This window comes from Amycolatopsis nalaikhensis (assembly GCF_030264295.1).
GTDB classification, from domain to species: domain Bacteria; phylum Actinomycetota; class Actinomycetes; order Mycobacteriales; family Pseudonocardiaceae; genus Amycolatopsis; species Amycolatopsis nalaikhensis.
The window spans coordinates 1,179,124-1,205,713 of record NZ_CP127173.1 but is presented as its reverse complement, the minus strand read 5'-3'; the positions used below and the strand labels follow the sequence as shown (position 1 = coordinate 1,205,713).

The following is a 26,590-nucleotide window of genomic DNA, read 5'->3' as shown; positions in this document are numbered from 1 at the left end:
TCAAGCGGTGCCGTACACCTGCATCTCGTACAGCGAGTAGCCGTAGGACGTCCCGCGCGTGACGCCGTTCATCCGCACGTAGCGGCCGCTGCCGGTCAGGCCGGTGAGGTCGTCGGTGGCGCCGTTGCCGGTCGTGGTGCTGTAGATCGTCGTCCAGGTCGAGCCGTCCGGCGAGGTCTGGATGCTGTACGCCTTCCCGTACGCGGCTTCCCAAGTCAGCTTGACGTGGGAGATCGCCTTGGTGGCGCCCAGGTCCACGCGCAGCCACTCGCTCGCCGTGCCCTCGCGAGACGCCCAGCGGGTGCTCGTCAGGTTGCCGTCGAAGGCCGCGCTCGCCGGGTAGGACGACGACTCGAGCGACGACGCCGTCGCGGGTTTGCCTTGGGACAGCAGGACTTCGGCGCTGCTCCCGGTGATGGTCACGCCCAGCGAAACCGTCTTCGTGCCGCCGGTGAGCGTGATCGTCGCCGAGCCCGGAGCCGCGGTGGCCGCGGCGGTGACGGTCACCGTCGAGGTGCCGCCGGACGGTACCGACGTGGGGGAGAAGGCGACGCTCACGCCCGACGGCGCGCCGCTCGCTGACAGCGTGACGGCGTCCGTGGCGGTGACGGTGGCCGTCGCCGAGCCACCGGGGGCGACCGACACCGACGACGGCGTCACGCTGAGGCCGCCGGTCGCGGCCGGGGTGAACGCCCAGCGCGCGGCCGTGCCCGAACAGCTGCCCGCGGACAGCGTGGTGCCCGACGCGCGGAAGCACTTGGTGCTGGTCTGGATGTCGGAGATCGTGCCGTCCGGGTTGATCGACCACTGCTGGGCCGGGCCGCCGGTGCACGTCTGCAGCACGATCGAGCCGCCGGAGATGCCCGCGCAGCGGTTGTCGTACACGAGGAACGCGCCGTGGAAGGTGAACCGCTGCGTGGTGCTCCCGGTGCAGGTGCCCACCTTCAGCGTGCTGCCGCTGCTCGGGGCCTCGAGGCAGGTGCCGGTGGACTCGTTGCGGTACTGGCCGACCGTGGTGTTCGGCTGCGCGCCGCCCCAGCACTCGCCGGTGCTCGTGTCGAAGATCGGCGCCGGGTCGTAGGGCTCGTCCGAGGGCGGGTCGACGACCACCGGCTCCATGACCGGCGTGTTGTCCGGGTTGTAGTGCGTGAGCGCGTCTTCGCAGTCGATCGCGTCGAAGGCGCTGCCGCCCTCGCCGCCGAGCCAGAGGTCGATGTGCCGCAGCCCGGGTCCGCCGTTCGGGCCCTCACTGTTCCAGTCGTCGGAACACTCGTCGCAGCCGTCCTCCATGATGAAGTACTTCTTCACCCGCGGGACCCAGACCTTCGTGCCGGGCGCGAGCTCGTCGCTGCTGGTGGCGAAGGTGATCGGGTCGGCGTAGGTGCCTTCGCCGCCCGCGGTGTCGTGGATGCGCGGGTAGGCGATCTCGCCGCCGGGCGGGGTGTTGTCCCACCAGCCGTAGAAGGTGAGGAACGTCTGCTGCGTGGTGGCCGCGTTCGCGGTGCCGCCGCCGGTGAGCGCGGTGGCCAGGAACAGGGTCACGACGAGCACGAGCGCGCGCCGGGTCATGCTGCCTCCGGGGAGAAGGTGGGGACGATGACTGCGGCGTGCGTCCAGGTTCGCCGGGCGGCGGCCCGCCGTCAAGACCTGTTCGTAAAGTGTCCTAACGAATTGTGTCCCGGTCGCCGGGAAACCCGTGACGGCAAGCGCTTTCTTCGGCGAAGATGGCGCCCATGAGCGAACAGCGGGAAATCGTGGTCACCGGCGGCGGCACCGGCATCGGGCTGGCGGTCGCCGCCCGGTTCGCGGCGGCGGGCGAGCGGGTCACCGTCACCGGGCGCCGCAAGGACGTCTTGGAAGCCGCGGCCGAGCGGATCGGCGCGCAGGCGGTGGCCTTCGACGCGAGCGACCCGGCGGCCGTCGAGGCGGCCGTGGCCGAGCTGCCCGGGCGGATCGACGTCCTGGTCAACAACGCCGGCGGCAACACCGACCGGGTCCGCGAAGCCCCGGCGCCGGGTGACCTCGCCGGGCTGGCCGACGCGTGGCAAGCCAACTTCGCCGCCAACGTCCTCTCCGCGGTGCTCGTCACGGCGGCCCTGAAGCCGCGCTTCGCGGACAACGTGCGCGTTGTGACTCTCGGCTCCATCGCGGCGAAGCAGGGTTCCGGCTCGTACGGCGCGGCGAAGGCGGCCATCGAAGCGTGGAACACCGACCTCGCGCGGCAGCTCGGCGCCGGCGGCTCGGCCAACGTCGTCGCGCCCGGCGTCACCCTCGACACGGAGTTCTTCCACGGCACGGTTTCCGAAGAATGGGTGGCCGCGCGGGTGTCCGTCGCCTTCGACAAGCGGGCGGGCACGCCGGACGAGGTCGCGGAGACCGTCGCGTTCCTGGCGTCGCCGGGCGCCGGGCACATCACCGGCCAGGTCGTGCACGTCAACGGCGGCGCGTACGGCGCCCGCTAGGCCATCCGGGTCGGAAGTGGGTCGAACGTCCCACGACGGCACCGGTCCTCTCCATGGTGGAAGGGTCGAGACCACCGGAAGAGAGGTGTGATCCGCCGTGACGGCAGCATCCGCAACCCCGGCCCTTCCCACGGCACGACCGGCCGGATGCCCGTTCGACCCACCCGAGGACTACGCGAACCGGCGGGAAACCGCGCCGACGTCGCGCGTGCGCTGCCCAGGCGGCATGGACGCCTGGCTGGTGACGCGCTACAGCGACGTCCGCGCGGTGCTCGCCGACCGCGCGATGAGCTCGCGCGGCGCGTCTTCGGTGCACGTGAACCCGAACGCCGACCTCGACGAGGAGGTCAGCCCGGGCTCGATCATCCAGCTCGACGGCGCCGCGCACGCCCGGCTCCGCAAGAAGGTGATCGCGGAGTTCACGGTCCGGCGCGTGGAAGCCATGCGCGAGTACGTGCAGGAGCTCGTCGAGAGCCACCTCGACGCGATGCTCGCCCGGCCCGGTCACGCGGACCTGGTGCGGGACTTCGCGTTGCCGATCCCGTCGCTGGTGATCTGCGAGCTGCTCGGCGTCCCGTACGCGGACCGGGCGCGGTTCCAGCACCAGAGCACGACGCTGGTCAGCACCGACGCCACGCGCGAGGAAGGACAGCGGGCGTACGACGAGCTTTCGACGTACCTGGCGGGCCTGTTCGACGACAAGCGGCGGAATCCGCGGGACGACTTGTTCAGCAGGCTGATTTCCCGCGGCGGCGACGACCCGCTCAGCACGGAAGAGCTGGTGGTGCTCGGCCTCAGCCTGCTGGTGGCCGGCCACGAGACGACGGCGAACATGATCGCGCTCAGCACGTTGGTGCTGCTGGAACACCCGTCGCAGCGCGACGTCGTGCTGGCGCAGCCGGAACGAGCGGTCGAGGAGCTGCTGCGCTACCTGTCGGTGGTGCAGTTCGGCGTACTGCGCTACGCGACGGCGGACGTCCAGGTCGGATCGCGCGCGGTCAAGGCGGGCGAGTGGCTGGTGGCGGCGTTGAGCTCGGCCAACCGCGACGAGGACCTGTTCGCGGGCGCGGACAAGCTGGACTTCCACCGCGAGTCGCCGCGCACGCACGTCGCGTTCGGGTTCGGGGCGCACCAGTGCCTCGGCCAGCAGCTGGCGCGCGTCGAGCTGCAGGAAGCGCTGACGCGGTTGTTCCGCCGGGTGCCGGACCTGAGGCTGGCCGCGCCGCGGGAGTCGTTGGTGTTCAAGCACAACACGCTGGTGTACGGAGTGCGCGAGCTGCCGGTGGCGTGGGGCTGAAATTCGGAGGCGGCTTCGCCGTCGCGTGGTTACGCTGCTCGGCAACGCGCTGATGGAGCCGAGTAGCCCCGGGAGCGCACGGGTCGAGAGAGCCGCCGGAAGCTGAGAAGGCGGCCCCGTGCCCGGCGGCGAAGACCCTCCGGAGTGCGGGGAGGAACGGCGCCTAGCGTGCCCCATGCCCCGCCGGTTCGCCCCCGTCACCGGGCCACGACGAGGCCGCGTTTGTGCGGTGAAAGTGCGGTGGCACCGCGATTTCCTTCATCGCCCGCACTCCCGAGGGATCCTGCGTTGGGAGGGTGATGAGTTTTCGTGTTCTGGCCGCCGAGCTGCCGGGGCATGTCGGCGACCATGCGCGCGTCGCCGGGGGGGTGCACCGGCGGCGCCGGTTGAAGTCCGTGACGTTCGTCGTGGTCCGCGACCGGCCCGGCGACCTGGGTGCCACCGGAGGAAATCGTGGTGGCTGGGCGTGGTCACGGCCGACTCGCGGGGGCGAGCTGACTGATCCGTGGTAGAGACGCTGGGGAAGTTGTCCAGCCGTCGTTCGACCCCTACCTGCGTACTGTCACGGCGTCGCGGCTGATCCTCGACCACGAGCCGGTCGCGCCGCGGCACCCCCCGTTGAAGGCGTGCTTCGCCGATTCGGCGGTCCGGTCGTTTGGTCCACAGTGGACTAGCTCGGTTTCGCGGAGGTGCACACGCCGAAGATTGCGCCCTCGGCGACCGAGTCGGGCGGATGTGTTCGGCATCGACTACTTCGGCCGCCGAGCCTGCATGGCGCAGTCGCCGCGGCTCTGCAAGCAGGCGCTGGTCGGCGTCTTCGAGCGCGTCCATGAAGTCGGCCCGGTCTTCCGCGCCGAACCGCGCGGCACCGCGCGGCACCTGGCGAAGTACATCAGCCTCGCGTCCTCCCGAACCGCCACGACCTCATGGCCGTGCTGAGGGAAGCGCTGGCCCGATGACCGAGGCGATGCCGGGGCTCACCCAGCCGCCGGGATCCACTTCGTAAACGCATTGGCGCCACTCCGCGCGACCCGACCAGGCGCCCGAGCACGAGCGGGCGCTGTCGGAGTGGGCGTTGCGCGAGCACGGCTCGGGTTCCTCTTCGTCACCGGTACCCGAAGGCAAAATGCCATTCTCCACGCATCCGCCCCTGGCGCGCCCCGGCTATTTGAACTGCTGCGACCGCCTGTGACCGGCGGCCAGCGGCTGCACCGGCACGCCGACTACCTCGCGGTGCTCGGAGACGACGCGCCCGAGTACGCCGACTACCTGGCGTCGTTCGCCCACGGCATGCCACCCCACGGCGGGTTCGCGATCGGTCTGGAACGCTGGACCGCGCGCCTGCTCGGCGTCGCGAACGTCCGGGAGGTAACCCTCTTCCCGCGCGACCTGCACCGGCTCACCCCCTGAGGAGCGGACCATGACAGCACGCAGGCTCTGGGCGGCGGTCGAGCCGCTGCACGCCGTCGCCTACTTCGCGCCCGAGACCGCCGCCGCCGCGAAAGCCGTCGGCCTGCGTGGCTACTGGATGGGCTACTTCGCGGGCCGCCTCGCGCCGCTCGGGCCCGTCGGACCCGGACCGGCGACGTCCGTTCTGTTCGGCTTCGCCCCCGGGATGGTCGCGCGGGCCCTGCCGGACGCCTGGTCGTTCGCCGACCCCGCCGACGTCGTCCGGACGCGCGTCGAGGCCGTCTCGGACGCGCTGCGAAACCTCGTCGGTGCCGACCACCAGGAACTCGCGGACCTCCTGGAACGGGCCGTGGACGCCTGCCGCTTCGACGGGCGGCCGCTGGCGGCCGCCTGGGCGGCCGTCCCGAAGCCCGCCGACGTCCTCGGGCGCCTGTGGCTGGCGACCACGATCCTGCGCGAGCACCGCGGCGACGGGCACGTCCTCGCGGCCGTTCACGCGGGGTTGAGCGGCCTGGAGACCACCCTCACCCACATCGGTGATGGGGTGATCGGCCGGGCGGACGTCCAGCCCCACCGCGGCTGGACCGACGTCGAATGGGACGCCGCCGTCGAGAGCCTGCGGGACCGTGGGCTCCTCGACGGTGACCGGCTGACTCCGGCCGGGAAAGCCGTGCGGCAGCGGGTCGAGGACGACACCGATCGGCTCGCTTCGGCCCCGGTCGAGGCGCTCGGCGACGACCTCGACCGCCTGCTCGAACTGGCGGTTCCGCTCAGCCGGGCGGTGTTCGACGCCGGTGTCGTCCCGGTGCCTAACCCGATGGGCGTCTCGCGGCCGTGACGTCACCCGGGCCGGCGGGCAGCTCTTCCCGCCGGCCCGGGTCCCCGGGCGTCCCCGAGGTCACTCGGCCGCTTGGCCCGCCTGGCGCCGCAGCAGGTCGTACTGGCAGCTCAGCTCGTGCGCCTGGTCCTCGTACTCGCGCTTCTTCGCGAGGAACGGCCGGACGCTTTCGCTGTAGTGGCGCAGGTCGTCCTGCTCCAGCGAGCCGTCGCGGAACGCCGTCCAGAACACCAGCGTCGCCGACACGACCATGACCAGCGCGACCAGCACCGCCATCAGCACGGCCAGGTCGTTCATCCCGGACAGCACGCCCTCGGTGTAGACGCGGACGAACATCACCACGCCCATCAGCCCGACCAGCAGCCCGACCGTGACGAGGCTCAGCTTCGACCCGAGGGACAGCTTCGCCCAGTCCAGCTGGCGCCGGGCGTTCTTGTGCTGCCGCTGGTTGTGACCGAGGTGGTGCAACGCCGTCGCCGCGCCGCCGGTCGCCAGCACCGAGATGACGATGCTGATCGCCAGCGGCAGCCCGAGCGGGTCGGTCCAGTCGACGTTGAACACGGAACTGGCCAGCCACAACATGATCGGCAGGTCGACCACGGTCACCGTGAGCAGCGTCAGCACCCGGGTCAGCCGGCCGACGCGCCGGTGGCGCAGGCTCCCGCGCAACTGCTCCAGCTCGATCAGCCGGTCGATCAGCTCGGCGCGGGCCTGCGCCTCGCCGACGGTCAGGTTCTGGCCGTGCGGGCCCACGACGTGGCCCTCCAACGCCCGGGAAGAGCGGTAGTTCAGCTCCTGCACGCGGGCGAGGAGCAGGTCGCCCGCCGGCGCCTCGCCGCGCGGCCGCGGCTGGGGCAATGGCAGGTTGCGCGTCTGGTCTGTGCTGGTCATGGCCGTGCCTCCTGGTCTGGCTACGGCTCGGGCCGGGGCCCTGGTACGTGATCTCCACCCGCCTCATCCGGGCCGCCGCCGCTTCGTCGAACCGCCCGCCGGTCATCGCGGTGACCCCGGGCTGCGTGCCGGTGCCGGAGGCGTCGACCCGCTGGGTCACCCCGGCTTCGGTGAGCGCGCCGGCGACGGCACGCGCTCGTCGTTCCGCCAGCGCCCGCCGCCCCGCATCGGTCGACCCCGGCGGGTCGGCCGCGAAGCCGCGGACCGAGACCGGCGCGTCCGAACGCCCGGCCGTGATGCTGCCCGCGAGCGACCGCAGCAGGTCGCGGGCCGATTCGGAGAGCACCGCGGAGTCCCCGGCGAAGCCGAGCGCGGCGTCCGAAACCGTGGTGGTGACCTCGCCCCGCGGGCCGGTCACCGACATCACCCCCGGTACCGGCACGACCGGCGTCGCCGCGGTCGCGCGCGACGGCTCGGCCGGGGTCCGGCTCTGGTCGACGTCGCACGCCACCGCGCCGGCGGCCCGGCAGATCGCCTGCCAGTACGCGGCGAGCCGGTCGCGGGCGGGCGCGGGCAACGGCGGCTGCGCGCCGGCGACCGAACCGAGCCCGGCGAAGAGCACGCGCCAGCCGTCCAGGTGCGGCAACTGATGGGCCGCGGCGAGCTGCGCGGCGATCGCGGCCGGATCGGCTTGCCAGCCGACCTGCCGCAGGTCGAACGCGCCGTCCGTGCTCAGCCCGCCGCTGGTGACCACGAGCGTCCCGGCGGGCAGGCCGCGGACGGCGTCGGCGATGCCGCCGAGCAGGTCGAGGCCGCCTTTGCGGGCCGTGGTGGCGGCGATGGCGTCGACGGCGCTCGCGACGTTCCGGTCGATCAGGGCCGGCCGGGACAGGCCGTGCTCCAGCGAACCGTCGGCCCGGCGCGGGGTCAGCACGACCGAGCGCCGGTCGCCCCCGTCGGCGGCCGACACCAGGGCGACGCTGCTCTTGCCCGAGCCCTGCTGGGAGACGTTGCCGCTGTTCGCGGCGTCGCGCAGCAGCGTGCGGACGGCGTCGGTGACCGCGGGCCGCGGCTCGTTCGCCGTGCCGCTGACGACGACCACGACCCGGTCGCCACCGCTGGGCGTCACGTTCCGGACCGGCACCGCGCACGCGCTCACCACGACGCCGAGGACGAGTGCTCCGGCAAATGCCGTGCGGAGGGCGGACGTTTGCCGAGACCGGCCGTTCCGCAGGCCGAGCTGGGTGTTCTGGGGCTGCATGACGACCTCCCGAGGGTCGATGAAGCAAACTCAGGTTGGCATTTGCCGCGTAACGATGTCAATTGACAATGCGATGACACGAGGAAGAGCTCCCTGGTCGAGGCCTTTCGTGCGACCGGCGGACGCTGAACGCCGGAGCGAAACGGGCCGAACGGAGCAATTTCCCGGGGCTCGCCGCGTGACGTGCCGACCGCGCGGCGCAAGTGCCGGGCAGGAGAGGGCAAGTGACACGGGAGGGGGTAGGCTGAGTCGATGGCGAGGTACGACGCCAACGTCGAAGGCGTCCGGAGCGTGCTGCTGAAGCTGAGGACGCGCAGCGGGCTCACCGTCGAGCGCCTCGACACGACCGAGGTCGACGTCCGCGTGCTCGCCGAGCTGCCCGCCGTCCGCCGCCACGTCCGGGAAACCGGCGCGACCGAGGGTCAGGCGATCGTCGCCGTGGTGACCGCGGCCGTCGCCGCGCTCGAGTCCACCGACCTGCTGATCGCGGACGCCGCGCTGGCGCTCGGTGTCGTCCGCGCGCGCGTGGGTGAGCGGCCCGAGGTCGAGCGGCTGTACGCCGACGACCTCGGCGAGCGGCGCCGCGCGCTGGCCGACGGCTGGGACGTGCTGCACGAGCTGCTCGGCACCACGAGCGACTACCCGGCCCCGACGGTCCGGAGCCTGCGCGGCTCGATCGAGACGCGGACGCTGGGCGCGCTCGCCGAACGCTGCGTCGACGACGTCCGGCCGGCCGAGGAGCCCGCCGGGAAGACGGTCGGCTCGGTCGTGGTCGTGGGTGGCGCGACGGTCGACCACGTCGTCGTCTCCGACGTCTGGCCCGACATCGGGGACGCGGTCCAAGCCCGTTCGTTCGACGTGCACCCGGGCGGCAAGGGGCTCAACCTCGCGGTCGCGTCCCGGCGCATGGAGCTCGAAGCCTCGCTGGTGGCCGCGATCGGCGGTGACTCGCAGGCCCGCGAGCTGGTGGAGTACCTGCGCCACGAGGGCCTGTCCACCGAACTGGTCCGGGAGACGCCGGGCGAGGCCACCCCGCGGGCGCTGGTGGTGGTCGACCCGAACGGGAACGCCCGGTACGTCGGGTGGATGAACGAATCCGGCGTCGCTCTGTCCAGAGAGGACCTTCGCGCGCCGCGGGTGCGGGACGCGATGGCGGCGGCCGACGCCGTGCTGGTCACGCTCGAGCCGCCGATGGACACGATCAAGTGGGCCCTCTCGACCGCGGCCGCGCAGAAGCAGAAACCCTTGGTGCTGCTGCTGGCTTCGCCGCCCCGCGACTCGCCGCAGCAGCTCTACCGGCACCTGCGCGGGGTCGACTACCTCGTCGGCCGCGAACGCGAGCTGCGCAAGCTGCTGTCCGATCCGGACAGTCCGCGCACGGTCGACGAGCTGGCCCGGATGCTGCTCGCCTTGGGGGTGGGCGCGGTCTGCGTCCTCGAAGGCTTCGGTTGTAGGATCCGCTCGAGCGTGATCTCCGAGGACCTGGACGGCCCGCCGGTCCCGCTCGACGACGCTCCAGGCGTCCGCGAAGCCTTCTCCGCGGCGCTCATCCGAAAACTCATCCAAGAGGGTGCCGGCCGCAGCCGCGAGGAAGCTCTGCACTGGGCGATCGCGGCGATGGTGACGAACCCGTCGCTCGACGAGATCGCCGACTCGATGCCGAGTTCGGACGAGATCGAGCGCACCCTCGAGACCGACCAGAACCTGGAGATCCCGTGACCGGAGCGGTGGTTCACAAGCTGGAGGCGGACGGCAGACCCTTCCGCGCGGTCGTCATGGACGACGGCTCCGGGCGGCTGAACCCGCCGTCCGCGGCGGTGTACGGCGAGCCGTCCGACGGCTGCCCGGTGCGGATCCATTCCCGGTGCGTGTACGGCGAGATCTTCGAGTCGACGAACTGCGACTGCCGGTGGCAGCTGCAGGAATCCCTGCGGATCATCCGGGAGCACGGGGCGGGGGTGCTGGTGTACCTGGACCAGGAGGGCCGCGGTGCGGGCCTGCTGGTGAAGGCGCAGGGCTACAAGCTGTCGCAGGAAGAAGGCCTCGACACCTTCGCGAGCTACGCGGCGCTCGGATTCAAAGCCGACAGCCGGGACTACTCGGCCGCGGCGGATCTGCTGAAGGAGCTCGGCCTCGGCGCGGTCCGGCTGCTGACCAACAACCCGGACAAGCTGGCCGCGCTCGGGGCGGTCGGCATCAAGGCCGAGATGTGCCAGCTGGTGCAGCCGGAGCCGAGCGGGGAGACGCTCAAGTACCTGGCGGCCAAGAGCGTCCATGGGCACGTCATCCGCTCGGCTTGAGTTCCGCGCCCGTGTCGATTCCGGGCACCTCCGTTCGACGCCCTGGTGACCGCACCCGGACATCGGAGGGAACCATGACGTTGCTCGCCGGAAAGAACGCGATCGTCTACGGCGGCGCCGGGCGGATCGGCTCCGCCGTCGCCACCGCCTTCGCCGAGGAAGGCGCCACCGTCTTCCTCGCCGGGCGGACCGGCGCCCGGCTGGCCGAAGTGGCCGAGCGGATCCGGGCCGCCGGGGGAGCGGCCGAGGCCGCCGAAGTGGACGCCCTCGACGAGCGGGCCGTCGACGAGCACGCCGACGCCGTCGCCGCCCGGGGCGGGATCGACATCTCCTTCAACCTCATCACGCACGACGACGTCCAGGGCACACCCCTGGTCGAGATGAGCCTCGCCGACTACGAGCGGCCGGTCGTCACCGCCGTCCGGACCCACTTCCTCACCGCCCGCGCGGCGGCGCGGCACATGACCGCGCGGGGGTCCGGGGTGATCCTCTTCTTCGGAGGGGACGCGGATCCCGTGCGCGAGTTCGCCGTCGGCGGCCTGCAGGTCGCCTTCCACGCGCTCGAGGCCATGCGCCGCCAGCTCGCCGCCGAGCTGGGGCCGCACGGCGTCCGGACCGTGACGCTGCGGACCGGCGGCATCCCGGAGACGATCCCGGCCGACTTCGCCGGCCGCCGGGTGATCGAGGAGAGCATCACCGGCAAGACCATGCTCGGCCGCGCGGCCACCCTCGCCGACGTCGGGGCCGTCGCCGCCTTCGTGGCCTCCGACCGCGCCCGCTCCATGACCGCGTCGACGGTCAACGTCAGCTGTGGTGCCCTCGTGGACTAGGACCTGCCGACGTCTTGAATGAGTCATTCAGGACCTCCGAAGACCTGAATGACTCATTCAAGACCTTTGACGAGCCGGGCCGCGATCGCCGAGCGGCTCCACCCGCCTTCGATACCGGCCCTAGTGGCGTGCCGAGATCTGCTGAACGGCCCACGTGTTGCCGTCCGGGTCGGCGAAGTTCACGAACCCGACGTTGTCCAGGTCGGCTCGGCCGTCCCAGTCGCCCATGCCGTAGACCTGGATCTCGCCGACGTCGACACCGCGTTCGCGCAGCTGCGCGTGGGCCTTCGGCAGGTCCTTGACCACCAGCTGCAGCCCGCGCAGCGACCCCGGCGGCATCTCGGGGACCGCGCCCTTGCCGAACACCACCGAGCAGCCCGAGCCCGGCGGGGTCAGCTGGACGATCCGGGTGTGCTCGTCGAACGTCCGGTCGTGGTCGAGGGTGAAGCCGAGCCGATCGGCGTAGAAGGCCTTCGCCCGGTCCACATCGGACACCGGCACGACCACCACTTCGAGCGTCCAGTCCATCGCGCGTCCTTTCGCCGTCGCCCCACGCTACTCGCGTCCGGCCTCCCGCTGCTCCACCACGAGGCGCTGGTGGCGGGCCGCGCGGACCCGGTCGCCGCACGTCGTCGAGCACCAGCGGCGGCGGGCGTGCTCGCGGAAGAAGAACCGCACGCAGCCGTGGGCCTCGCACGGGCGCACCAGGCGGCCGAGGTCGCCGCCCGCGACGTCGATCGCGTCGCGGGCCAGCGTCGCCACCACCTCGTCGACGGTCCCCGGCCGGGTGCTGCGCCACTCCTTCCGCGGCCAGACGAGCTGGGGCGCGGCGGCGTCGGCGCGCGCGGCGGCGTTCACCGTCTCGACGGCGGTGGCGGCGGGCGGGCGGTCCTCCGCCAGCGCGGCGAGCAGTTCCCGGACGGCGGCGCGCAGGTCCGTCAGGCGGCGCAGGTCGTCCGCGCCGACGGCGACGGCCGGGAGTTCGTGACGGCGCAGCCAGGCGGCCGCCTCCTCGGGTGCGGCGAGGTCGTCGACTTCGCCGACGCGCCTCGAGTTGACCAGCGCCAGCGCGGGTGAGCGCTCTTCGCCGGGTGCCGCTGTGACCACGTTCGCCTCCCGAGTTCCGGAACCAGTTTCCCCGACCCGTTGACAGCCTACCGCGTCTCATGGATAAATGAAAAAGTATCCATGAGACGTGAGGAGAAACCCATGGTCGCCGTCCACCACCGCTACGCCACCGTCGCCGGGCACCGGCTGTTCTACCGGGAGGCCGGGCCCGCCGACGCCCCCACGATCGTGCTGCTCCACGGCTTCCCGACGAGCTCGCACATGTACCGGCACCTCATCCCGGCGCTGGCCGACCGCTACCACGTCGTCGCCCCCGACTACCTGGGCGCGGGCGCGTCCGACGCGCCGCCGGTCGAGGAGTTCACCTACACCTTCGACGCCCTCGCCGAGCTCACCCTCGGCCTGCTCGACCAGCTCGGCCTCGGCCGGTTCGCGCTCTACATCCAGGACTTCGGCTCGCCGGTGGGCCTGCGCATCGCGGCCGCCAACCCGGAGCGCGTCACCGCGATCGTCACGCAGAACGGCAACGCCTACGTCGAGGGCCTCGGCGCCGGGCTGCCGCAGCGGCTCGCCGCGGGCACGCTGACCGAGGACGACCTGGACGCCATGGTCACCTTGGAAGCGACGAAGGCGCAGTACCTCGACGGGTCGCCCGACCCGGAGCTGGTCAGCCCGGACGTCTGGATCCACGACCAGGCCCTGCTCGACCGGCCCGGCGGCGCCGCGATCCAGCAGGCGCTGCTCGCGGACTACCACCACAACATCGGCCTGTACCCGAAGTTCCACGAGTACTTCCGCACCAGCCGGGTGCCGCTGCTGGCGGTGTGGGGCGGCAACGACGAGATCTTCGTCGCCGACGGCGCCCGCGCCTACGCCCGCGACCTGCCCGACGCGGAGATCCACCTGCTCGACGCGGGCCATTTCGCGCTGGAGACGCACCTGGACACGATCGCCGGGTACGTGCGCGGCTTCCTGGGCCGGGTGCTGGGGTAGTCAGCCGCCGAGGAGCCGCGAGAGCGCGTCGCGGGCGTTCGCGTCCTTCGCCGCGAGCTTCGTCAGCTCCTCGGCCAATGCGGCGAGCCAGCCGTCGATCGCGACCGGTTTCCGGCTGATCACCACGCCGCGGACGACCTGGTGGATCTCCGCCGCGACCCCGCCGTGCGCGCCCGCGCTCAGCACCAGCACGCGGTCGGTGGTGCGCACCCGCACCGAGACCGGCTGACCGGCGCGGCCCGCGACGCGGTCGGCGAACGTCCGGCGTCGGGCCACCTCGACCATGCCCGGCGGCAGCGCGCTGCCGAGCGTCTCCGACAGGACCCGGTGGTAGGACTCGACGTCGGCGCGGTCCGTGCGCAGCGCCGCCACCAGCAGGTGGAAGTCCAGCTCGCCGCCCATCAGTCGGTGAGCGGCAGCACGAGCTGCGGCTTGGCGATGCGGTGGTCGGCGCGCAGCGGTTTCACGGCGGTGCCGATCGCGAAGAACTCCGTCGTGTGGCCGCCCCACCGGTGCGGCAGGGACAGCAGCTGCACGCCGACGATTCCTTCGGCTTCCAGTTGTTCGGCTTCCGCCTGCATGCGGGACATCGCGAGCTTCCCGCGCGTCGTAGAGGGCCTCGGTGTACTGCGGGATCTCGACGTTCTGGCCGATGTTGCCCATCATCTGCCGGAACCGCTGGTGCGCGATGTGGTAGACGCAGGTGCCCATCACCATGCCCAGCGGCGCGTAGCCGGCCTGGACCAGCGTCCAGAAGTCCTGTCCGGACAGATCGGAGGTGAACGGTTTTCCGGTGTTGTTGCGCCACTCGCCGGGTTCGTCGGCTTTCACCGCCGTGCCGACGGCGATGAACTCGGCGAGGTCGCTGCCGAACTCCTTGAACTCGATCTCGAGCCGGACGGCGACGATGCCGTCCGCGCCGAGGACGTCCGCCTCGGCTTCCATCCGGGACATCGCGAGCTCGCGCGCGTGGTACATCGCCTGCGAAAGCCGGTCCATCTCCTGGTTCTTGCTCCAGCGGCCCATCTGGAACCCGACGTGGTAGATGCTCGAGCCGAGCACCAGCCCGAGCGGCCGGAAGCCGGCTTCGCGCACGAGGAGGAACTCGTTGACGCTGAGGTCCGAGGTGAACAGGCTCGTCTTCTGGCCGGGGCGCATCTCGGCGAGCCGCCGCATCGCGTCCTCGGGGATCTGCTGCTCGGTGGTCACGGAGTCTCCCTCAACGGCAGGATCTTGAGCGCGCCGGTCGGCGCGGCGCGGCCTTCGTGGAAGCGGGCGATCGCGGTGCCGGTCACGCTGGCGATGCCGACCACGGCGAGGTCCTGCACCGGCCAGGCCCGCAGCCGCATGCCGGAGACGATGCCGCCGTCGGCGCCGCTGTCGCGGATGGCGCGCGCGAACTCGGCCCGCGCCGCGGCCCGCACTTCGGTGACGACCTTCGTCGCGGTGTCGACTTCGACGTTCCCGGCCCACGAGTTGGTCTGGTACCGCATGAAGTAGTCGAAGCCGCCCCGCCCGGCGACACCGACGGCGACCCGCACGGGCACCCAGCCGGCCCGCACGAGCTTGCCGACGTCCTGCCCGGGCAGATCGGTGGTGAACAACCGCCGCGGCCGTTGCCGGGTGTCGGCGCGCACGGCGGTGCCGAGCGCGACGAACTCCTGCATGACGCCGTCGAGCGGGGTGACGGTGAACCGGATGCCGAGCACGCCGTCGGCGCCGAGGGCGGTGGCTTCCTCGGTGAGCCGGTCGAGGGCGGTCGCGTAGCCGTGCCGGAGCATGTCGGCCAGCTGCCGGACCTGGTCGGCGGCCCACTGGCCGAGGTCGGTCCACCCGACCTGCTGCACGACGCAGCCCATGACTTCCCCGACCGCGGTGAAGCCGGCGACCTCGGCCCCGACGGCGCCGGGCACGGTGAGCAGCGAGGTTTTGAGCCCGGAGGAGCGGAAGCGGTCAAGCCGAGCCCGCGCGACGGGCGGCAGGCCACGACCGTCCCAAGCGGGCACGCGGACCACCTCCCTCGGCACTCTCCACACCATCGTGGCACGGTTCCCGACCCGGCCGCGGCGATCGACGGGGTATGTCCGGAAGGTCCCGCTCCTGGTGGGGGCCGGTGTCGCCGCGGGCTGGGTGGCGACGCGGCTTTGGCGCGTGGGTGGCGACGGGCGGCGCGGCCTTGGCGCGTGGGTGGCGGTGCGGCCGTGAGCGGCGCGGCTTAAGGGGGGCGGCGGTGATTCGGCCCGGCGGCGGGCGCGGTGCGGCCGGGCGCAGTGGGCATGGCGGGGGTGGTGGCGCGGCGGGTGCTGGTCGGGCGGCGCGGCTTTGGCGCGTGGGTGGCGGTGCGCGGTGCGGGCTTTGGCGGGTGGGCGGCGATGCGGCCGTGAGCGGCGCGGCTTAAGGGGGTGCGGTGGCGATTCGGCCCGGCGCACCGGCCGCCGCGGGGGGTCCGCCGACCGCCGACGCTAACGCCAGCTGTCGTCGCCGAAGCCCAGGGTCACCGGGCCCCGGCGGATCCCCGCGACCGTCTCCGAGGGGAGCACCTCGTCCAAGAACCCGTACTCCGGGCGGCGGTTCCGCGCGTGCCACTGCGCGATCTCGTGCCAGCTCGGGGCCGCCAGCGCTCCGCCGAAGTGCTGGACCGAGAGGCTGGCCGTCAGGCACGCGAACCGGAGCCGCTCCGCCAACGGCCAGCCCGTCAGCGTCGCCGCCACGAAGCCCGCGCCGAACACGTCGCCCGCGCCCGTCGCGTCCAGCACCTCCACCGGGAGCGCCGGGACCGACGCCGTCTCGCCCGTCGTGCCGTCCACCGCCAACGCTCCTTCACCACCACGGGTGATCACCGCGATCGGGACCAGCTCGGCCAGTGTCGACAAAGCGGCTTCGGGGGTTTCCGTTCGCGTGTAGCGCATCGCCTCGATCTCGTTCGGCAGGAACGCGTGGCAGCACGCCAGCTGCTCGAGCAACGCCGGCGACCACGCCTCGGACGGGTCCCAGCCGACGTCGGCGAACACCAGGCTGCCCGCCTGGTGCGCCGTGTGGACCCAGTCCGCCGTGTCGAGGCCGAGGTGGGCGACCGTCGCGCGGCTCGGCGGGGGTGAGCCCGCCAGCTCCGCCACCGGCACCGGCGGGGCGTGGCCGTGGGTCACCATCGCGCGGTCGCCCGCGTAGGCCAGCGACACCGTCACCGGCGAGTGCCACTCCGGGAACCGCCGGGACCGGGACAGGTCGATGTGCTCCTGCCGCGAAAGCACGTCCCAGCAGTACCGCCCGTAGACGTCGGTGCCGAACGCCGCCGCCAAAGACGTCCGCAAGCCCAGGCGGCTCAGCGCCACCGCGAAGTTCGCGATGCCGCCCGGCCCCGAGCCCATGCCGCCCGTCCACACCTCCGTGCCCGGCGCCGGCGGGTGTTCGAGCCCGGTGAACACCAGGTCGAAGAACAGCAGGCCGGACAGGAAGACATCGATGTCGGGAGCGGGCTCAGCCGGCACGGGCGCCTCCAGGGGGTCGGTGCGCACGAGCGTGCGTCAGCGGCGCGGAATCCGCAAGAGCAGCCGGTCTCGTCCAGGGGATCCTGCTATCGTCGCCGCGTGAGGCTCGCGATCCTGGGCGGCGGCGGGTTCCGCGTGCCGCTGGTGCACCGCGCGCTGCTGACCGGCGGGGACGTCACCGAGCTGGTCCTCCACGACGTCGACGCCGGGCGCCTCGCCGCCGTCGAACGGGTCCTCGCCGAACAGGCCGCCGGGGCCCCCGCCGCGCCGCGGGTGCGCACCACGACCGACCTCGCCACCGCACTGTCCGATGTGGACTTCGTGTTCTCCGCCGTGCGCGTCGGCGGGCTGCGCGGGCGGCAACTCGACGAGCGGATCGCCCACGAACACGGCGTGCTGGGCCAGGAGACGGTCGGCGCGGGCGGGATCGCCTACGGGCTGCGGACCGTCCCGGTCGCCGTCGCCCTCGCGCGGACGATCGCCGAACTCGCTCCGCGCGCCTGGGTCATCAACTTCACCAACCCCGCCGGGATGGTCACCGAGGCGATGTCCGCGCACCTCGGCGGCCGCGTCCTCGGGATCTGCGACTCGCCGGTGGGCCTGTGCCGCCGCGTCGCCCGCGCGCTCGGGATCGACGCCGCGACGGCGTGGTTCGACTACGCGGGCCTCAACCACCTCGGCTGGCTCCGCGCGGTCCGCGTCGGCGGCGAGGACGTCCTGCCGCGCCTGCTCGCCGACACGGACGCCCTGGAGTCCTTCGAGGAAGGCAAGCTCTTCGGCGCCGCCTGGCTGCGCGCCCTCGGCAGCATCCCGAACGAGTACCTGCACTATTACTACTTCCCCCACGAGAACGCCGAGTCGCGCGGCGCGTTCCTGCTGGAGCAGCAACGCGGTTTCTACGCGGAACCGTCGCTGGCGTCGTGGGAACGCACGCGCCTGGAACGTGAAGCGACGTACATGGCCGAGACGCGCGAAGGGGAGCGGGACGCCGAAGACCTCGACGGCGGCGGCTACGAGAAAGTCGCACTAGCCCTGATGCGCGCCCTGGCCCGCGGTGAGCGCACCACGCTGATCCTCAACTTCCGCAACGGTTCCGCGCTCCCCGGTGTGCCCGGCGACGCGGTCGTCGAGGTCCCGTGCGTCGTCGACGCGAACGGCGCCCACCCGATCGCCGCCGAGCCGCTCGCCGACCACGCACTCGGCCTGGTGACCGCGGTCAAGGCGGTCGAACGCGCGACGATCGAAGCGGCGACCACCGGTTCACGGGACGCGGCGGTGCGGGCGTTCGCGCTGCACCCGCTCGTCGGCTCGGTCCCCGTGGCGCGGCGGCTGCTCGACGCCTACGCCGCCGCGCACCCGGAACTTTCCTACCTGGCTTAGCAAAGCTCCCGCAGCAACGGCGCCAGCCGGGAAGCCAGCTCGGCGTCGACGTGGCCGATCTCGCCGATGAGCAGCTCGATGACTGCGCGGAAAGCCCGTCCGACGTCGCCGAGGCTCCCGACGAGCGTTTCCGAAAACGGCGCGAGCACGGCTGCGGGCAGCTGGTCGAGGCCCCGGCCTTCGACCGCCGGGACGCCGTGGCGGAGGCAGGCCAGCGCCAGCGCGTACTCCCGGACCCGGCCGACCATGTACTCGGCCTGCCAGCCGCGGCCGCGTTCGAGGCTCGACCGCACGTGCAGCGCGTGCAGCCAGGCCAGGTCGATCAGCCGCCGCGCGTCCGGCGGCCGCGCGGGTTCGCGTTCCCGAGCCGTCCCGAACAGCAGCCGGAACTTCGGCGTGGTCGCGCCGAAGTCCGCTTCCGGCCAGAACGCCAGGTCGACCTGGAGGGTGTTCGCGAGCAGGAACACGCGGAACACCGTGCGCTCGAACACGACGTCCATGTGGTGCACGGCGCCGTGGTCGCGGTGCATCCGCGCGGTGAAGTCCGCGAGAACCGGCGCCGGGTCACCGGAAACGGCGAAGGCGAGGTCGATGTCGGACCACGCGTCTTCGGCGTCGAGCGCGGCCGAGCCGGTGAGCGCGGCGCCGGTGACGCGCTCGTCCGACCGGGCCGCCTCGACCAGCGCGTCGCGGAGCCGGTTCCGCTCCTCGGACGTGTACATGAGCCCCAGGCTAGACCGCGGTCATCGCGGTGAACTCCGCTTCCGCTTCACCGCGCTCGACGTACATCGACCACGCCCGCTCGGCGATGGCGTCCGGGTCGAGCGTGCCCGCCGTGATGCCGAAGTCCTGCTCGGTGAACATGCGGTGGATGTCGCCGCGCTCGATCAGGCCGCCGATCGTCAGCGCTCCGGCGTAGACGCCCGTGTCGCGCAAGGCGGCGTTGAGCGTGAGGACGTACATGCGCAGCGCCGCCGACGCCGGGGCGAGGCTGCCCAGCATCGGCATCGGGTACTTGCCGCTCAGGCCACCGGCGAAGAACAGCGCCCCCGAGCCGCGCGCCCGCATGCCCGGCAGCACCGCCTCCACCAACCGGACCGCCGGGAGCACGAGCGACTCGAACGGCCGCCGCACGGCGTCGGCTCCGGCTTCGGGCAGCGGGGTGAGGTCCGGCCCGGCGCCGGCGTCCGCCGGGCCGAAGTACACCGTGTCGATCTCGCCCACGTCCGCCGTGATGCGGGCCAGGACCTCCTTGAGCTGGGCTTCGTCGGTCACGTCGGCGGTGTAGGTGGGCGCGGTGATCCCGGCCAGCGACGCGCGGTAGGTCGCGTGGCGCGCGTCGGTGCGCGAGACCAGCGCCGTCGTGAACCCTTCGCGGCCGAAGCGGCGCGCGATCGACAGGCCGAGCCCGGGGCCGACACCCAGGACGGCGAGCACCTTCGGCAAGAGGACCTCCTTGAAGTTGAGAGTGTCCTCAAGTTAGCCACAACTTGAGGGTGGCGTCAACTTAGGTGTCCACGAGCGACAGACGAAGAGGCGGCCGTCCGGGCGAAGTTCGGCGGCCGCTCGGGTCTTCCGTGCCCGCCCGTCTTCCGCCACGCCGGACGCGGCGCCCATCATCGGCGCCATGACCGCTGCCTACCCCGCCGAGAAGGACCACCCTGCCGTCCCGATGGGGGCGGTCTACGCCGGCCACCCGCCGCTGTCCCGGATCGCCTTCCCGAGCGGGCACGAGGGCTGGCTCGTCACCCGCTACGACGACGTCCGCACGGTGCTGGCCGACCCGCGGTTCAGCCGCAACCTGCTCTACCCGGGCGCGCCGTGCCTGATCGAACCCGGCGACTTCGCCACCGGCGAGCGCAGCATCCTCAACCTCGACCCGCCCGACCACACCCGGCTGCGCCGCCTGTCCGCGCAGGCGTTCACCGTGCGGCGGATCGCCGCGCTGCGGCCGCGGATCCAGGAGATTGCCGACGACCTGGTCGACACGCTCGTCGCGCACGGACCGCCGGCCGACCTCGTCGAGGAGTTCGCGTTCCCGCTGCCCACGGCCGTGATGTGCGAACTGCTCGGCGTGCCCTTCGCCGCACGGGAACGCTTCCGGCGGTGGTCGCGGGTGATCGTGACGCCGATGCAGCACGCGCCCGCCGACGTCGAGCGGGCGCGCCGCGACGGGGCGCACGACATGGCCGAGCTGGTCGCGGCCAAGCGGGCGGCCCCGGCCGGGGACTTCCTGAGCGCGCTCGTGCACGCCCGCGACGAAGACGGCGACCGGCTCACCGAAGCCGAGCTGATCGACCTCGCGACCCAGCTGCTGCTGGCCGGGCACGAGACGACGGTCAGCCTGATCTCGACCGGGATCTTCCTGCTGTGCCGCTATCCGGAGCAGCTGGCCGCGCTGCGAGCCGATCCGGCGCTGACGTCCGGTGCGGTCGAAGAGATCATGCGGTACGACAGCCCGGCGGAGGTGTCGCTGCTGCGCGTCGCGCTCGAAGACGTCGAGCTGGCCGGTTGCGTCGTGGGGCGCGGCGACGCCGTGCTGGCGCACACCGGCGCGGCGAACCGGGACGAGAACGTGTTCCCGGACGCGGCCGCGTTCGACATCCGCCGCAAGAACGCGCCGCAGCTCGGCTTCGGCCACGGCATCCACTTCTGCCTCGGCGCCGCGCTCGCCCGGCTGGAAGGCGAGATCGCGGTGCGGACGCTCGTCGACCGATTGCCGGGGCTCGACCTGGCCGTGTCGCCCGAATCCGTCGTCTGGCGGCCGCCGCTGTCGGTGTGCGGGCCCGAGGAGGTGCCGGTGACCTGGGTGGCGTGAGGCTGCGCCGAATGTCGTCCGCGGTTGGCGCGACCGGTCGAGCGCGCCCGTGCGCGGCTGCGCCAAGTGGGTAGAACTTGTTTCAGTTCGACGTCCTGGCCGAGATCATGGCCCTCGCCGTCCGCGAGCGAGGAGTGCGCCATGGATGCCGACCTGACCCGCCGCCAGCTCCTGCGCGGCACCGCCGCGGGCGTGGGCCTCGCCGTGACGGCCGGGGTCGCCGCGGCGCCGTCCGCGGGCGCCGCGCCGCTGCTGGGGGAGTACGACGTCGTCGTGGCCGGCTCCGGCGCGGCCGGGATGACCGCGGCGCTGACGGCGGCCAAGCGCGGGCTGAGCGTCGTCGTCCTCGAGAAGGCGCCGACGTTCGGCGGTTCCGCGGCCCGCTCCGGTGCCGGGATCTGGATCCCGAACAACCCGGTGCTGCTGGCGGCCGGGGTGCCGGACACGCCGGCGAAGGCCGCGCAGTACCTCGCCGCCGTCGTCGGCCCGGACGTCCCGGCCGCGCGGCAGGAGGCGTTCCTGCGCCACGGCCCGGACATGATCGCGTTCGTGCTGGCGAACAGCCCGCTGCGGTTCCGCTGGATGGAGGGCTACAGCGACTACTACCCGGAGCTGCCGGGCGGGCTGCCGAACGGCCGCTCGATCGAACCGGACCAGCTCGACGGCAACGTCCTCGGCGCGGAGCTGGCGAACCTGAACCCGCCCTACCTCGCGACGCCGGCCGGGATGGTCGTGTTCAGCGCCGACTACAAGTGGCTCAACCTCGCCGCGGTGAACGCGAAAGGCGCCGCGGTCGCCGCCGCGTGCCTCGCCCGCGGCACCGCCGCGGCGCTGGCCGGGCAGAAGCCGCTCACCATGGGTCAGTCGCTGGCCGCCGGGCTGCGGGCCGGGCTGCTCGCGGCGAACGTCCCGGTGTGGCTGAACACCCCGCTCGTCGACCTGAACGTCGAAGGCGGCGCGGTCACCGGCGTGCTGGTGCCGCAGGGGCTGGTGCGCGCCCGGCGCGGCGTGATCGTCGGTTCGGGCGGGTTCGAGCACAACGCGGCGATGCGCGCGCAGTACCAGCGGCAGCCGATCGGCACCGCGTGGACGGTCGGCGCCAAGGAGAACACCGGCGACGGCCATCGCGCCGGGCAGCGCGCGGGCGCGGCGCTCGACCTGATGGACGACGCGTGGTGGGGCCCGGCCATCCCGACCCCCGGCGACCCGTACTTCTGCCTGGCCGAGCGCACCCTGCCCGGCGGGCTGATCGTCAACCAGGCCGGGCGGCGGTTCGTCAACGAGGCCGCGCCCTACAGCGACGTCGTGCACACGATGTACGACCAGAACCCGGTGGCGCCGGACATCCCGGCGTGGCTGGTGGTCGACCAGAACTACCGGAACAAGTACCTGTTCCGCGACATCCTGCCGCTGCTGCCGTTCCCCGACGCGTGGTACTCGGCGGGCGCGGTGGTCAAGGCGTCGAGCATCCCGGACCTCGGCGCGAAGATCGGCGTGCCCCCGGCGGCGTTGAAGTCCACTGTGGACCGGTTCAACGGCTTCGCGTGGTCCGGAGTGGACAGTGACTTCCACCGCGGCGCCAGCGCGTACGACCACTACTACACCGACCCGCTGGTGCTGCCCAACTCCTGCCTCGCGCCGCTGTGGGCACCGCCGTTCTACGCGTTCAAGCTCGTCCCGGGCGACCTCGGCACGAAGGGCGGCATGCGCACGGACGCCCGCGCGCGCGTGCTCCGCCCGGACGGCACGGTGATCCGCGGCCTGTACGCGGCGGGCAACGCGAGCGCGGCGGTGATGGGCCACAGCTACGCGGGCGCGGGCTCGACCATCGGCCCGGCGATGACGTTCGGGTACATCGCCGGGAACGACGTCTAGAACTCCTTTTCCACCAACGGGAGCACCTCGGTGCCGAGCAGCTCGATGGCCCGCATGACGTCGGCGTGCGGCACGCCCGACCAGTCCATCTGCATCGCGTACCTGGCCGCGCCGGTGAGCTTGCCGACGGCGATGATGCGTTCGGCGATCTCCTGCGGGCTGCCGACGAACAACGCCTGCGCGTCGCGGGTGTACTCGTCGTACTCCGCGCGGGTCGGGACCGCCCAGCCGCGGGCGCGGGCGCCGTACTTCATCGTCTCGAGCCAGTACGGGTAGAACTTCTCCTTCGCGTCCTGCGACTTCTCGGCGATGAACCCGATGGCGCCCATGGTGACGTGCAGGTCTTCGGGCTGGTGCTCCCCGGCTTCCCCGGCCCGGCGGTAGAGGTCGACGAGCGGCGCGAACCGCTCGGGACGGCCGCCGATCACGGCGTAGACCACGGGCAGGCCCAGCAGCCCGGCCCGGATCGAGGACTCGGGGTTGCCGCCGGTGCCGACGGAGATGCGCAGGCGCTCGCCGTAGGGCCGGGGCAGGATCCGCGCGTTCTCCAGCGGCGGCCGGAACTTGCCGGACCAGGTCAGCGGGTCTTCGCGGTCGATCCGCAGCAGCAGGGCCAGCTTCTCCTCGAAGAGCTCGTCGTAGTCGCCGAGGTCGTTGCCGAACAGCGGGAAGGACTCGGTGAACGACCCGCGCCCGGCGAGCAGCTCGGCGCGGCCGTGGCTGAGCTGGTCGAGGGTCGTGAACTGCTGGTAGAGGCGCACCGGGTCTTCGGTGCTGAGCACGGTGACGGCGGAGCTGAGGGTGATCCGGTCCGTGACGCTCGCGGCGGCGGCCAGGACGGTGCCGGGGTTGGAGATCGCGTACTGGTCGAGGTGGTGCTCGCCGAGGCCGTAGAAGCCGAGGCCCAGCTCGTCGGCGAGCTTGATCCGCTCAAGGGTGTCGGCCAGCGTCCGGGCGACGGACGGCTGCTCGCCTGTGTGCGGGTCCGGCGCGCGGTCGCCGAAGCTGTAGATGCCAAGTTTCATAGAGCGTTCAACTATCTAGGGGGCTGATTCGTTCCCCGAGGTCAGGAGCCGAAGCGGCGTCGCCGAACAGGGTCCACCACCACCATGAGTTCGTCGCCGAGTTGGCCACGAAGTCCGGGATCACGCGGATGCCGCGCGCGTCGAGCCGCTCTTCGGCGTCCGCGGTCACCGGCAGGTTCGCCGCCTCGACGATGAGCTTCGCGCCGATCCGGGCCTGGTTGTCGCCGTCGACGCAGTAGGAGATCGCCGCCGGGACCAGGACCTCGGCCGGGACGGTGAGCCACGCCTCCGGCGGCAGCAGCTCGTCGCCGGGCTTCAGGTGGTCGCGGTCGATCCCGCCGAAGCGGTCCCGGTGCCGCAGCAGGTGCTCGACGTCGAGGCCGCCGGGGTTGGCGACGACCCCGCGCACGTCCGAGACGGCGACCACGCGCAGCCCGGCCTCGGCGAGGAACCGCGCGGTGGCCCCGCCCATGGAGCCGAACCCCTGCACCACCGCGCGGTTCGACCCGGTCAGGCCGAGCAGGGCGAGGCCGGTCAGCGTCGCCTGCGCGACGCCGAGCCCGCCGACCAGCTCGTCCAGCCCGAGGCCGCCCACCTCGACCCGGAACGCCGCCGCCAGCCGCGCCGTCGCCGCGTCGCGGTCTTCGAGCAGCGGGTAGACCGCCTGCACCGAGCTGAGCAGGCCGATCTCGGCGATGATCCCGTCGATGACGTCCTGCCGCAGGCCCAGGTCCTCGCCCATGGTCCAGTACCGCTCGATCAGCGGCCGCATGGCCCGCAGGTAGCGCGCGACGACGTCGCGGGCGCGCTCGTCGTACGGGTCGAAGTCGATGCCGCCCTTGGCGCCGCCGAGCGGGACGTACCGGCCGTCGGGGTCGTAGTTGAGGCCCTCCTTGAGCGTCATGCCCCTGGCCAGGCCGCGGACCTCGAAGAGCGAGCAGCCGCGGCGCATCCGGAGGCCGCCGCTGGCCACGCCGCGGACGAGCCGGTCGATCACCAGGTAACCCCGGCACCCGGTGACCGGGTCGGTCCACGCCACTTCGAGCAAGGCGGGTTCGTTCACCGCCGGTCCCGCCGGTCTTCGGCAGCGACGCCGAGTTCGTGCGCCAGTGCCTGCTCGGTCCACCGCGCGCAGTCGGCCGCGGTGACGGTGCCGTCGCGGGCGACGACCTGCACGGCGAGCCCGTCGAGCAGCGCGGTCAGCCGCCAGGCCGCGCCGCGCGGGTCCGGGCACCGGAATTCGCCGGTCCGGACGCCTTCGGTGATGAGCGAGACGACGGCGTCGCGCCACCGCAGGTCGAGCCGCTGCAGGACGTCGCGCAGCCGGATGTCCCGCATGGCCGCCGCGCCCGCTTCGATCCACAGTTCCCAGCCGGGACCGGGCGGTGCGTACAGGGCCAGCACGGCGCGGAGGCGGGTGTCGACGGTCCCGTCGCGGCCGAGGGCGTCGCGCAGGGCGGCGAGGTTCTTCTCGGCGGCCTGCCGGAACGCCTCGATGACGAGCGCCTCCAGGGTGCCGAAGTGGTAGAAGATCAAGGCGGTGCTGACATCGAGGGCGGCGGCGACGTCGGCCGCCCGCACGCCGGCGATGCCCCGGGCCCGGATCTGATCGAGCGCGGCGAGCACGATCTCCTCCCGCCGCACGGCGACGGCCTTGCGCCTCATGCGGTCACCGTACCGGCTCCCGGTCAGCCCCCGAGCTCGGTGACGAGCGCCCGCAGCCAGGGTTCCCCGCGAGCGGGTTCGCCGACGATGGTCCGCACGAGCCGTTCCCGCACGGAGGCGGACCGCCCGGCATCGACGAGCGCGAAGGCTTCGGCGAGCGCGCGCCGCGTCGCCTTGCCGTGGTCGGGGATCCGGACGGTTTCGTCGGTCCACCGCTGGCGGGGAAAGGAGGGAGTGAGTTTCGCTTGGTGGTCCCCGAAGTAGGACCAGACGGCGGGCGAGAGCGAGACGTTCCGCACGGCGGCGGCGGGCAGTTCCCCGGTCCAGGTGACGCCTTCCTGCCACCGCCAGGCATCCGGCCGGGTCGGCTGCCGCGAAGTGACGCCGACGAACCGCAGCTTCCGCCGGATGACGTGCCAGGCTTCACGGTCCTCGTCGATCCAGTCGCGGAGTTGGCGGTAGAGCCTCGGTGAAGGTGTCCCCGTCGCAGACGAGATCGGCGAAGACGGTGGGCCGCGTGCCCCGAGCGAGGGAGAAGGGCGTGATCCCGGCTGCGGCGAGGTTTTCCCGGAGCAGCTTGACGTCTGGTGGTTCGAGGTCGCCGGTCGCCTTGAGGGACAAGGGAAGCTGGTGGACGCGGGCGCGCCACGAGGTGCGTTCGAGGGCGCCGCCGAGGAGATCGTGCATGCTGTCGAGCGAGCGGCCGACGAAGTGGAGTTCGCCGTCGGCGCAGCGGGCCAGGACCTTGGCGGTGCAGGTGGTGAGGTCGTCGAGGAACCAGAGGTGCGGTTCTTCGGCGTTGTCGAGGAGCGTCCCGACCTGGTCGGGACGCACCAGGTCCCACCGGAAGGGCCGGTTCGTCATGGCGGCCAGGGTAAGCGGGGTATTTGTTGGGGGGCAACGGGTTTTCGGGGAGTGCGGCTGCGGTGGCCCACGGGCGCGGGTGGGGAGTTGTTGGGGGAGCGGGTGTGCGGCGGTTGGCCGAGGCG

Annotated in this window: 27 protein-coding genes and 1 pseudogene; 13 read left to right on the top strand and 15 right to left on the bottom strand. The window is 72.6% G+C overall.

The features are described from left to right. Positions 1–1,569: a discoidin domain-containing protein gene (locus QP939_RS05730; protein WP_285455502.1), complete on the bottom strand. Its 1,569-nt coding sequence runs from the start codon at positions 1,567–1,569 to the stop codon at positions 1–3. A gap of 164 nt (positions 1,570–1,733) precedes the next feature. Here QP939_RS05730 and QP939_RS05725 point away from each other — a divergent pair, with 164 nt between their 5' ends. The 5 genes from QP939_RS05725 (at position 1,734) to QP939_RS05705 (ending at position 6,007) form a co-directional block, all read left to right on the top strand. Further along, positions 1,734–2,462 carry an SDR family oxidoreductase gene (locus QP939_RS05725; RefSeq protein ID WP_285455501.1) on the top strand — a complete coding sequence of 243 codons (729 nt, stop codon included), beginning with the start codon at positions 1,734–1,736 and terminating at the stop codon, positions 2,460–2,462. A gap of 97 nt (positions 2,463–2,559) precedes the next feature. After that, on the top strand, positions 2,560–3,759 hold the full coding sequence (locus QP939_RS05720; RefSeq protein WP_285455500.1) for a cytochrome P450: 1,200 nt from the start codon (positions 2,560–2,562) through the stop codon (positions 3,757–3,759). A 735-nt stretch (positions 3,760–4,494) separates the two neighbouring features. Beyond that, positions 4,495–4,698 (top strand): amino acid--tRNA ligase-related protein, encoded by a 204-nt coding sequence (locus tag QP939_RS05715; protein ID WP_285455499.1) that lies wholly within the window; start codon positions 4,495–4,497, stop codon positions 4,696–4,698. 249 nt (positions 4,699–4,947) lie between these two features. Further along, positions 4,948–5,169: an amino acid--tRNA ligase-related protein gene (locus QP939_RS05710; RefSeq protein WP_285455498.1), complete on the top strand. Its 222-nt coding sequence runs from the start codon at positions 4,948–4,950 to the stop codon at positions 5,167–5,169. A gap of 10 nt (positions 5,170–5,179) precedes the next feature. Continuing rightward, positions 5,180–6,007: an SCO6745 family protein gene (locus QP939_RS05705; RefSeq protein WP_285455497.1), complete on the top strand. Its 828-nt coding sequence runs from the start codon at positions 5,180–5,182 to the stop codon at positions 6,005–6,007. Positions 6,008–6,067: 60 nt separating this feature from the next. On the opposite strand, the gene QP939_RS05700 is transcribed toward QP939_RS05705, so the two are convergent. Both QP939_RS05700 and QP939_RS05695 read right to left on the bottom strand, forming a co-directional pair. Then, positions 6,068–6,898 carry a hypothetical protein gene (locus QP939_RS05700; protein WP_285455496.1) on the bottom strand — a complete coding sequence of 277 codons (831 nt, stop codon included), beginning with the start codon at positions 6,896–6,898 and terminating at the stop codon, positions 6,068–6,070. A 169-nt stretch (positions 6,899–7,067) separates the two neighbouring features. Next, positions 7,068–7,322 (bottom strand): annotated as a pseudogene (locus QP939_RS05695) (OmpA family protein); the annotation flags it as partial. Between the two features lie 213 nt (positions 7,323–7,535). Between QP939_RS05695 and QP939_RS05690 the strand changes: the two are divergent. The 4 genes from QP939_RS05690 to QP939_RS05675 all read left to right on the top strand — a co-directional run bounded on the left by QP939_RS05690 (position 7,536) and on the right by QP939_RS05675 (position 11,289). Further along, the gene (locus QP939_RS05690; RefSeq protein WP_285455494.1) at positions 7,536–8,225 is read left to right on the top strand and encodes a hypothetical protein; all 690 of its coding nucleotides are present in this window, start codon (positions 7,536–7,538) and stop codon (positions 8,223–8,225) included. A gap of 186 nt (positions 8,226–8,411) precedes the next feature. Further along, on the top strand, positions 8,412–9,878 hold the full coding sequence (locus tag QP939_RS05685; RefSeq protein WP_285455493.1) for a PfkB family carbohydrate kinase: 1,467 nt from the start codon (positions 8,412–8,414) through the stop codon (positions 9,876–9,878). Then, on the top strand, positions 9,875–10,459 hold the full coding sequence (locus QP939_RS05680) for a GTP cyclohydrolase II (RefSeq protein WP_285455492.1): 585 nt from the start codon (positions 9,875–9,877) through the stop codon (positions 10,457–10,459). The genes QP939_RS05685 and QP939_RS05680 overlap by 4 nt, the downstream gene beginning before the upstream one ends. 74 nt (positions 10,460–10,533) lie before the next feature. Further along, the gene (locus tag QP939_RS05675; protein WP_285455491.1) at positions 10,534–11,289 is read left to right on the top strand and encodes an SDR family NAD(P)-dependent oxidoreductase; all 756 of its coding nucleotides are present in this window, start codon (positions 10,534–10,536) and stop codon (positions 11,287–11,289) included. A gap of 120 nt (positions 11,290–11,409) precedes the next feature. Here QP939_RS05675 and QP939_RS05670 read toward each other — a convergent pair whose 3' ends face one another. Together QP939_RS05670 and QP939_RS05665 are read right to left on the bottom strand one after the other, a co-directional pair. Continuing rightward, positions 11,410–11,817 (bottom strand): VOC family protein, encoded by a 408-nt coding sequence (locus tag QP939_RS05670; RefSeq protein ID WP_285455490.1) that lies wholly within the window; start codon positions 11,815–11,817, stop codon positions 11,410–11,412. Between the two features lie 27 nt (positions 11,818–11,844). Beyond that, entirely contained in the window at positions 11,845–12,396 is a 552-nt protein-coding gene (locus tag QP939_RS05665) for a CGNR zinc finger domain-containing protein (RefSeq protein ID WP_285455489.1), read from the bottom strand. Positions 12,397–12,498: 102 nt separating this feature from the next. On the opposite strand from QP939_RS05665, the gene QP939_RS05660 reads away from it, so the two are divergent. Then, positions 12,499–13,350, top strand: coding sequence for an alpha/beta fold hydrolase (locus QP939_RS05660; protein ID WP_285455488.1), 852 nt, complete (start codon positions 12,499–12,501; stop codon positions 13,348–13,350). Here the strand turns inward: QP939_RS05660 and QP939_RS52170 are convergent, their stop codons facing one another. The 3 genes from QP939_RS52170 to QP939_RS05640 all read right to left on the bottom strand — a co-directional run bounded on the left by QP939_RS52170 (position 13,351) and on the right by QP939_RS05640 (position 16,838). Beyond that, on the bottom strand, positions 13,351–14,559 hold the full coding sequence (locus QP939_RS52170; RefSeq protein WP_434219634.1) for a heavy metal-binding domain-containing protein: 1,209 nt from the start codon (positions 14,557–14,559) through the stop codon (positions 13,351–13,353). Next, positions 14,556–15,356, bottom strand: coding sequence for a heavy metal-binding domain-containing protein (locus QP939_RS05645; RefSeq protein ID WP_285455487.1), 801 nt, complete (start codon positions 15,354–15,356; stop codon positions 14,556–14,558). Before QP939_RS05645 ends, QP939_RS52170 begins: the two co-directional genes overlap by 4 nt. A gap of 456 nt (positions 15,357–15,812) precedes the next feature. Beyond that, a complete protein-coding gene (locus QP939_RS05640; protein WP_285455486.1) occupies positions 15,813–16,838 on the bottom strand; it encodes a carbohydrate kinase family protein in 1,026 nt (341 codons plus the stop codon). 99 nt (positions 16,839–16,937) lie between these two features. Between QP939_RS05640 and QP939_RS05635 the strand changes: the two genes are divergently transcribed. Beyond that, positions 16,938–18,218: a 6-phospho-beta-glucosidase gene (locus QP939_RS05635; RefSeq protein WP_285455485.1), complete on the top strand. Its 1,281-nt coding sequence runs from the start codon at positions 16,938–16,940 to the stop codon at positions 18,216–18,218. On the opposite strand, the gene QP939_RS05630 is transcribed toward QP939_RS05635, so the two are convergent. Next, positions 18,215–18,940 (bottom strand): nucleotidyltransferase domain-containing protein, encoded by a 726-nt coding sequence (locus QP939_RS05630; protein WP_285455484.1) that lies wholly within the window; start codon positions 18,938–18,940, stop codon positions 18,215–18,217. The two genes, QP939_RS05635 and QP939_RS05630, sit on opposite strands and share 4 nt — an antisense overlap. Before the next feature lie 10 nt (positions 18,941–18,950). Beyond that, a complete protein-coding gene (locus QP939_RS05625; RefSeq protein ID WP_434219671.1) occupies positions 18,951–19,655 on the bottom strand; it encodes an SDR family NAD(P)-dependent oxidoreductase in 705 nt (234 codons plus the stop codon). Positions 19,656–19,845: 190 nt separating this feature from the next. Between QP939_RS05625 and QP939_RS05620 the strand changes: the two genes are divergently transcribed. Both QP939_RS05620 and kstD read left to right on the top strand, forming a co-directional pair. Further along, positions 19,846–21,036, top strand: a complete 1,191-nt coding sequence (locus QP939_RS05620) for a cytochrome P450 (RefSeq protein WP_285455482.1) — start codon at positions 19,846–19,848, stop codon at positions 21,034–21,036. Positions 21,037–21,177: 141 nt separating this feature from the next. Continuing rightward, positions 21,178–22,911, top strand: coding sequence for a 3-oxosteroid 1-dehydrogenase (gene kstD / locus QP939_RS05615; protein ID WP_285455481.1), 1,734 nt, complete (start codon positions 21,178–21,180; stop codon positions 22,909–22,911). Here the strand turns inward: kstD and QP939_RS05610 are convergent. The 5 genes from QP939_RS05610 to QP939_RS05590 form a co-directional block, all read right to left on the bottom strand. Beyond that, positions 22,908–23,936, bottom strand: a complete 1,029-nt coding sequence (locus QP939_RS05610) for an LLM class flavin-dependent oxidoreductase (RefSeq protein ID WP_285455480.1) — start codon at positions 23,934–23,936, stop codon at positions 22,908–22,910. The genes kstD and QP939_RS05610 overlap by 4 nt on opposite strands. Positions 23,937–23,943: 7 nt before the next feature. After that, complete coding sequence (locus tag QP939_RS05605; RefSeq protein ID WP_285455479.1) at positions 23,944–24,999, bottom strand: Glu/Leu/Phe/Val dehydrogenase dimerization domain-containing protein; 1,056 nt, start codon at positions 24,997–24,999, stop codon at positions 23,944–23,946. Next, positions 24,996–25,601 (bottom strand): TetR/AcrR family transcriptional regulator, encoded by a 606-nt coding sequence (locus QP939_RS05600; protein WP_285455478.1) that lies wholly within the window; start codon positions 25,599–25,601, stop codon positions 24,996–24,998. The genes QP939_RS05605 and QP939_RS05600 overlap by 4 nt, the downstream gene beginning before the upstream one ends. A 23-nt stretch (positions 25,602–25,624) precedes the next feature. Continuing rightward, on the bottom strand, positions 25,625–25,900 hold the full coding sequence (locus QP939_RS05595; RefSeq protein ID WP_285455477.1) for a hypothetical protein: 276 nt from the start codon (positions 25,898–25,900) through the stop codon (positions 25,625–25,627). A gap of 124 nt (positions 25,901–26,024) precedes the next feature. After that, complete coding sequence (locus QP939_RS05590) at positions 26,025–26,465, bottom strand: hypothetical protein (protein WP_285455476.1); 441 nt, start codon at positions 26,463–26,465, stop codon at positions 26,025–26,027. Positions 26,466–26,590: the final 125 nt, after the last annotated feature.

What these genes read in the sequence shown, in the direction of transcription:
- QP939_RS05705 (WP_285455497.1), top strand. Translation starts at nt 5,180, where the DNA reads ATGACAGCACGCAGGCTCTGGGCGGCGGTCGAGCCGCTGCACGCCGTC.
- QP939_RS05725 (WP_285455501.1), top strand. Translation starts at nt 1,734, where the DNA reads ATGAGCGAACAGCGGGAAATCGTGGTCACCGGCGGCGGCACCGGCATC.
- kstD (WP_285455481.1), top strand. Translation starts at nt 21,178, where the DNA reads ATGGATGCCGACCTGACCCGCCGCCAGCTCCTGCGCGGCACCGCCGCG.
- QP939_RS05620 (WP_285455482.1), top strand. Translation starts at nt 19,846, where the DNA reads ATGACCGCTGCCTACCCCGCCGAGAAGGACCACCCTGCCGTCCCGATG.
- QP939_RS05685 (WP_285455493.1), top strand. Translation starts at nt 8,412, where the DNA reads ATGGCGAGGTACGACGCCAACGTCGAAGGCGTCCGGAGCGTGCTGCTG.
- QP939_RS05700 (WP_285455496.1), bottom strand. Translation starts at nt 6,898, where the DNA reads ATGACCAGCACAGACCAGACGCGCAACCTGCCATTGCCCCAGCCGCGG.
- QP939_RS05600 (WP_285455478.1), bottom strand. Translation starts at nt 25,601, where the DNA reads ATGAGGCGCAAGGCCGTCGCCGTGCGGCGGGAGGAGATCGTGCTCGCC.
- QP939_RS05670 (WP_285455490.1), bottom strand. Translation starts at nt 11,817, where the DNA reads ATGGACTGGACGCTCGAAGTGGTGGTCGTGCCGGTGTCCGATGTGGAC.
- QP939_RS05675 (WP_285455491.1), top strand. Translation starts at nt 10,534, where the DNA reads ATGACGTTGCTCGCCGGAAAGAACGCGATCGTCTACGGCGGCGCCGGG.
- QP939_RS05660 (WP_285455488.1), top strand. Translation starts at nt 12,499, where the DNA reads ATGGTCGCCGTCCACCACCGCTACGCCACCGTCGCCGGGCACCGGCTG.
- QP939_RS05590 (WP_285455476.1), bottom strand. Translation starts at nt 26,465, where the DNA reads ATGACGAACCGGCCCTTCCGGTGGGACCTGGTGCGTCCCGACCAGGTC.
- QP939_RS05610 (WP_285455480.1), bottom strand. Translation starts at nt 23,936, where the DNA reads ATGAAACTTGGCATCTACAGCTTCGGCGACCGCGCGCCGGACCCGCAC.
- QP939_RS05730 (WP_285455502.1), bottom strand. Translation starts at nt 1,569, where the DNA reads ATGACCCGGCGCGCGCTCGTGCTCGTCGTGACCCTGTTCCTGGCCACC.
- QP939_RS05630 (WP_285455484.1), bottom strand. Translation starts at nt 18,940, where the DNA reads ATGTACACGTCCGAGGAGCGGAACCGGCTCCGCGACGCGCTGGTCGAG.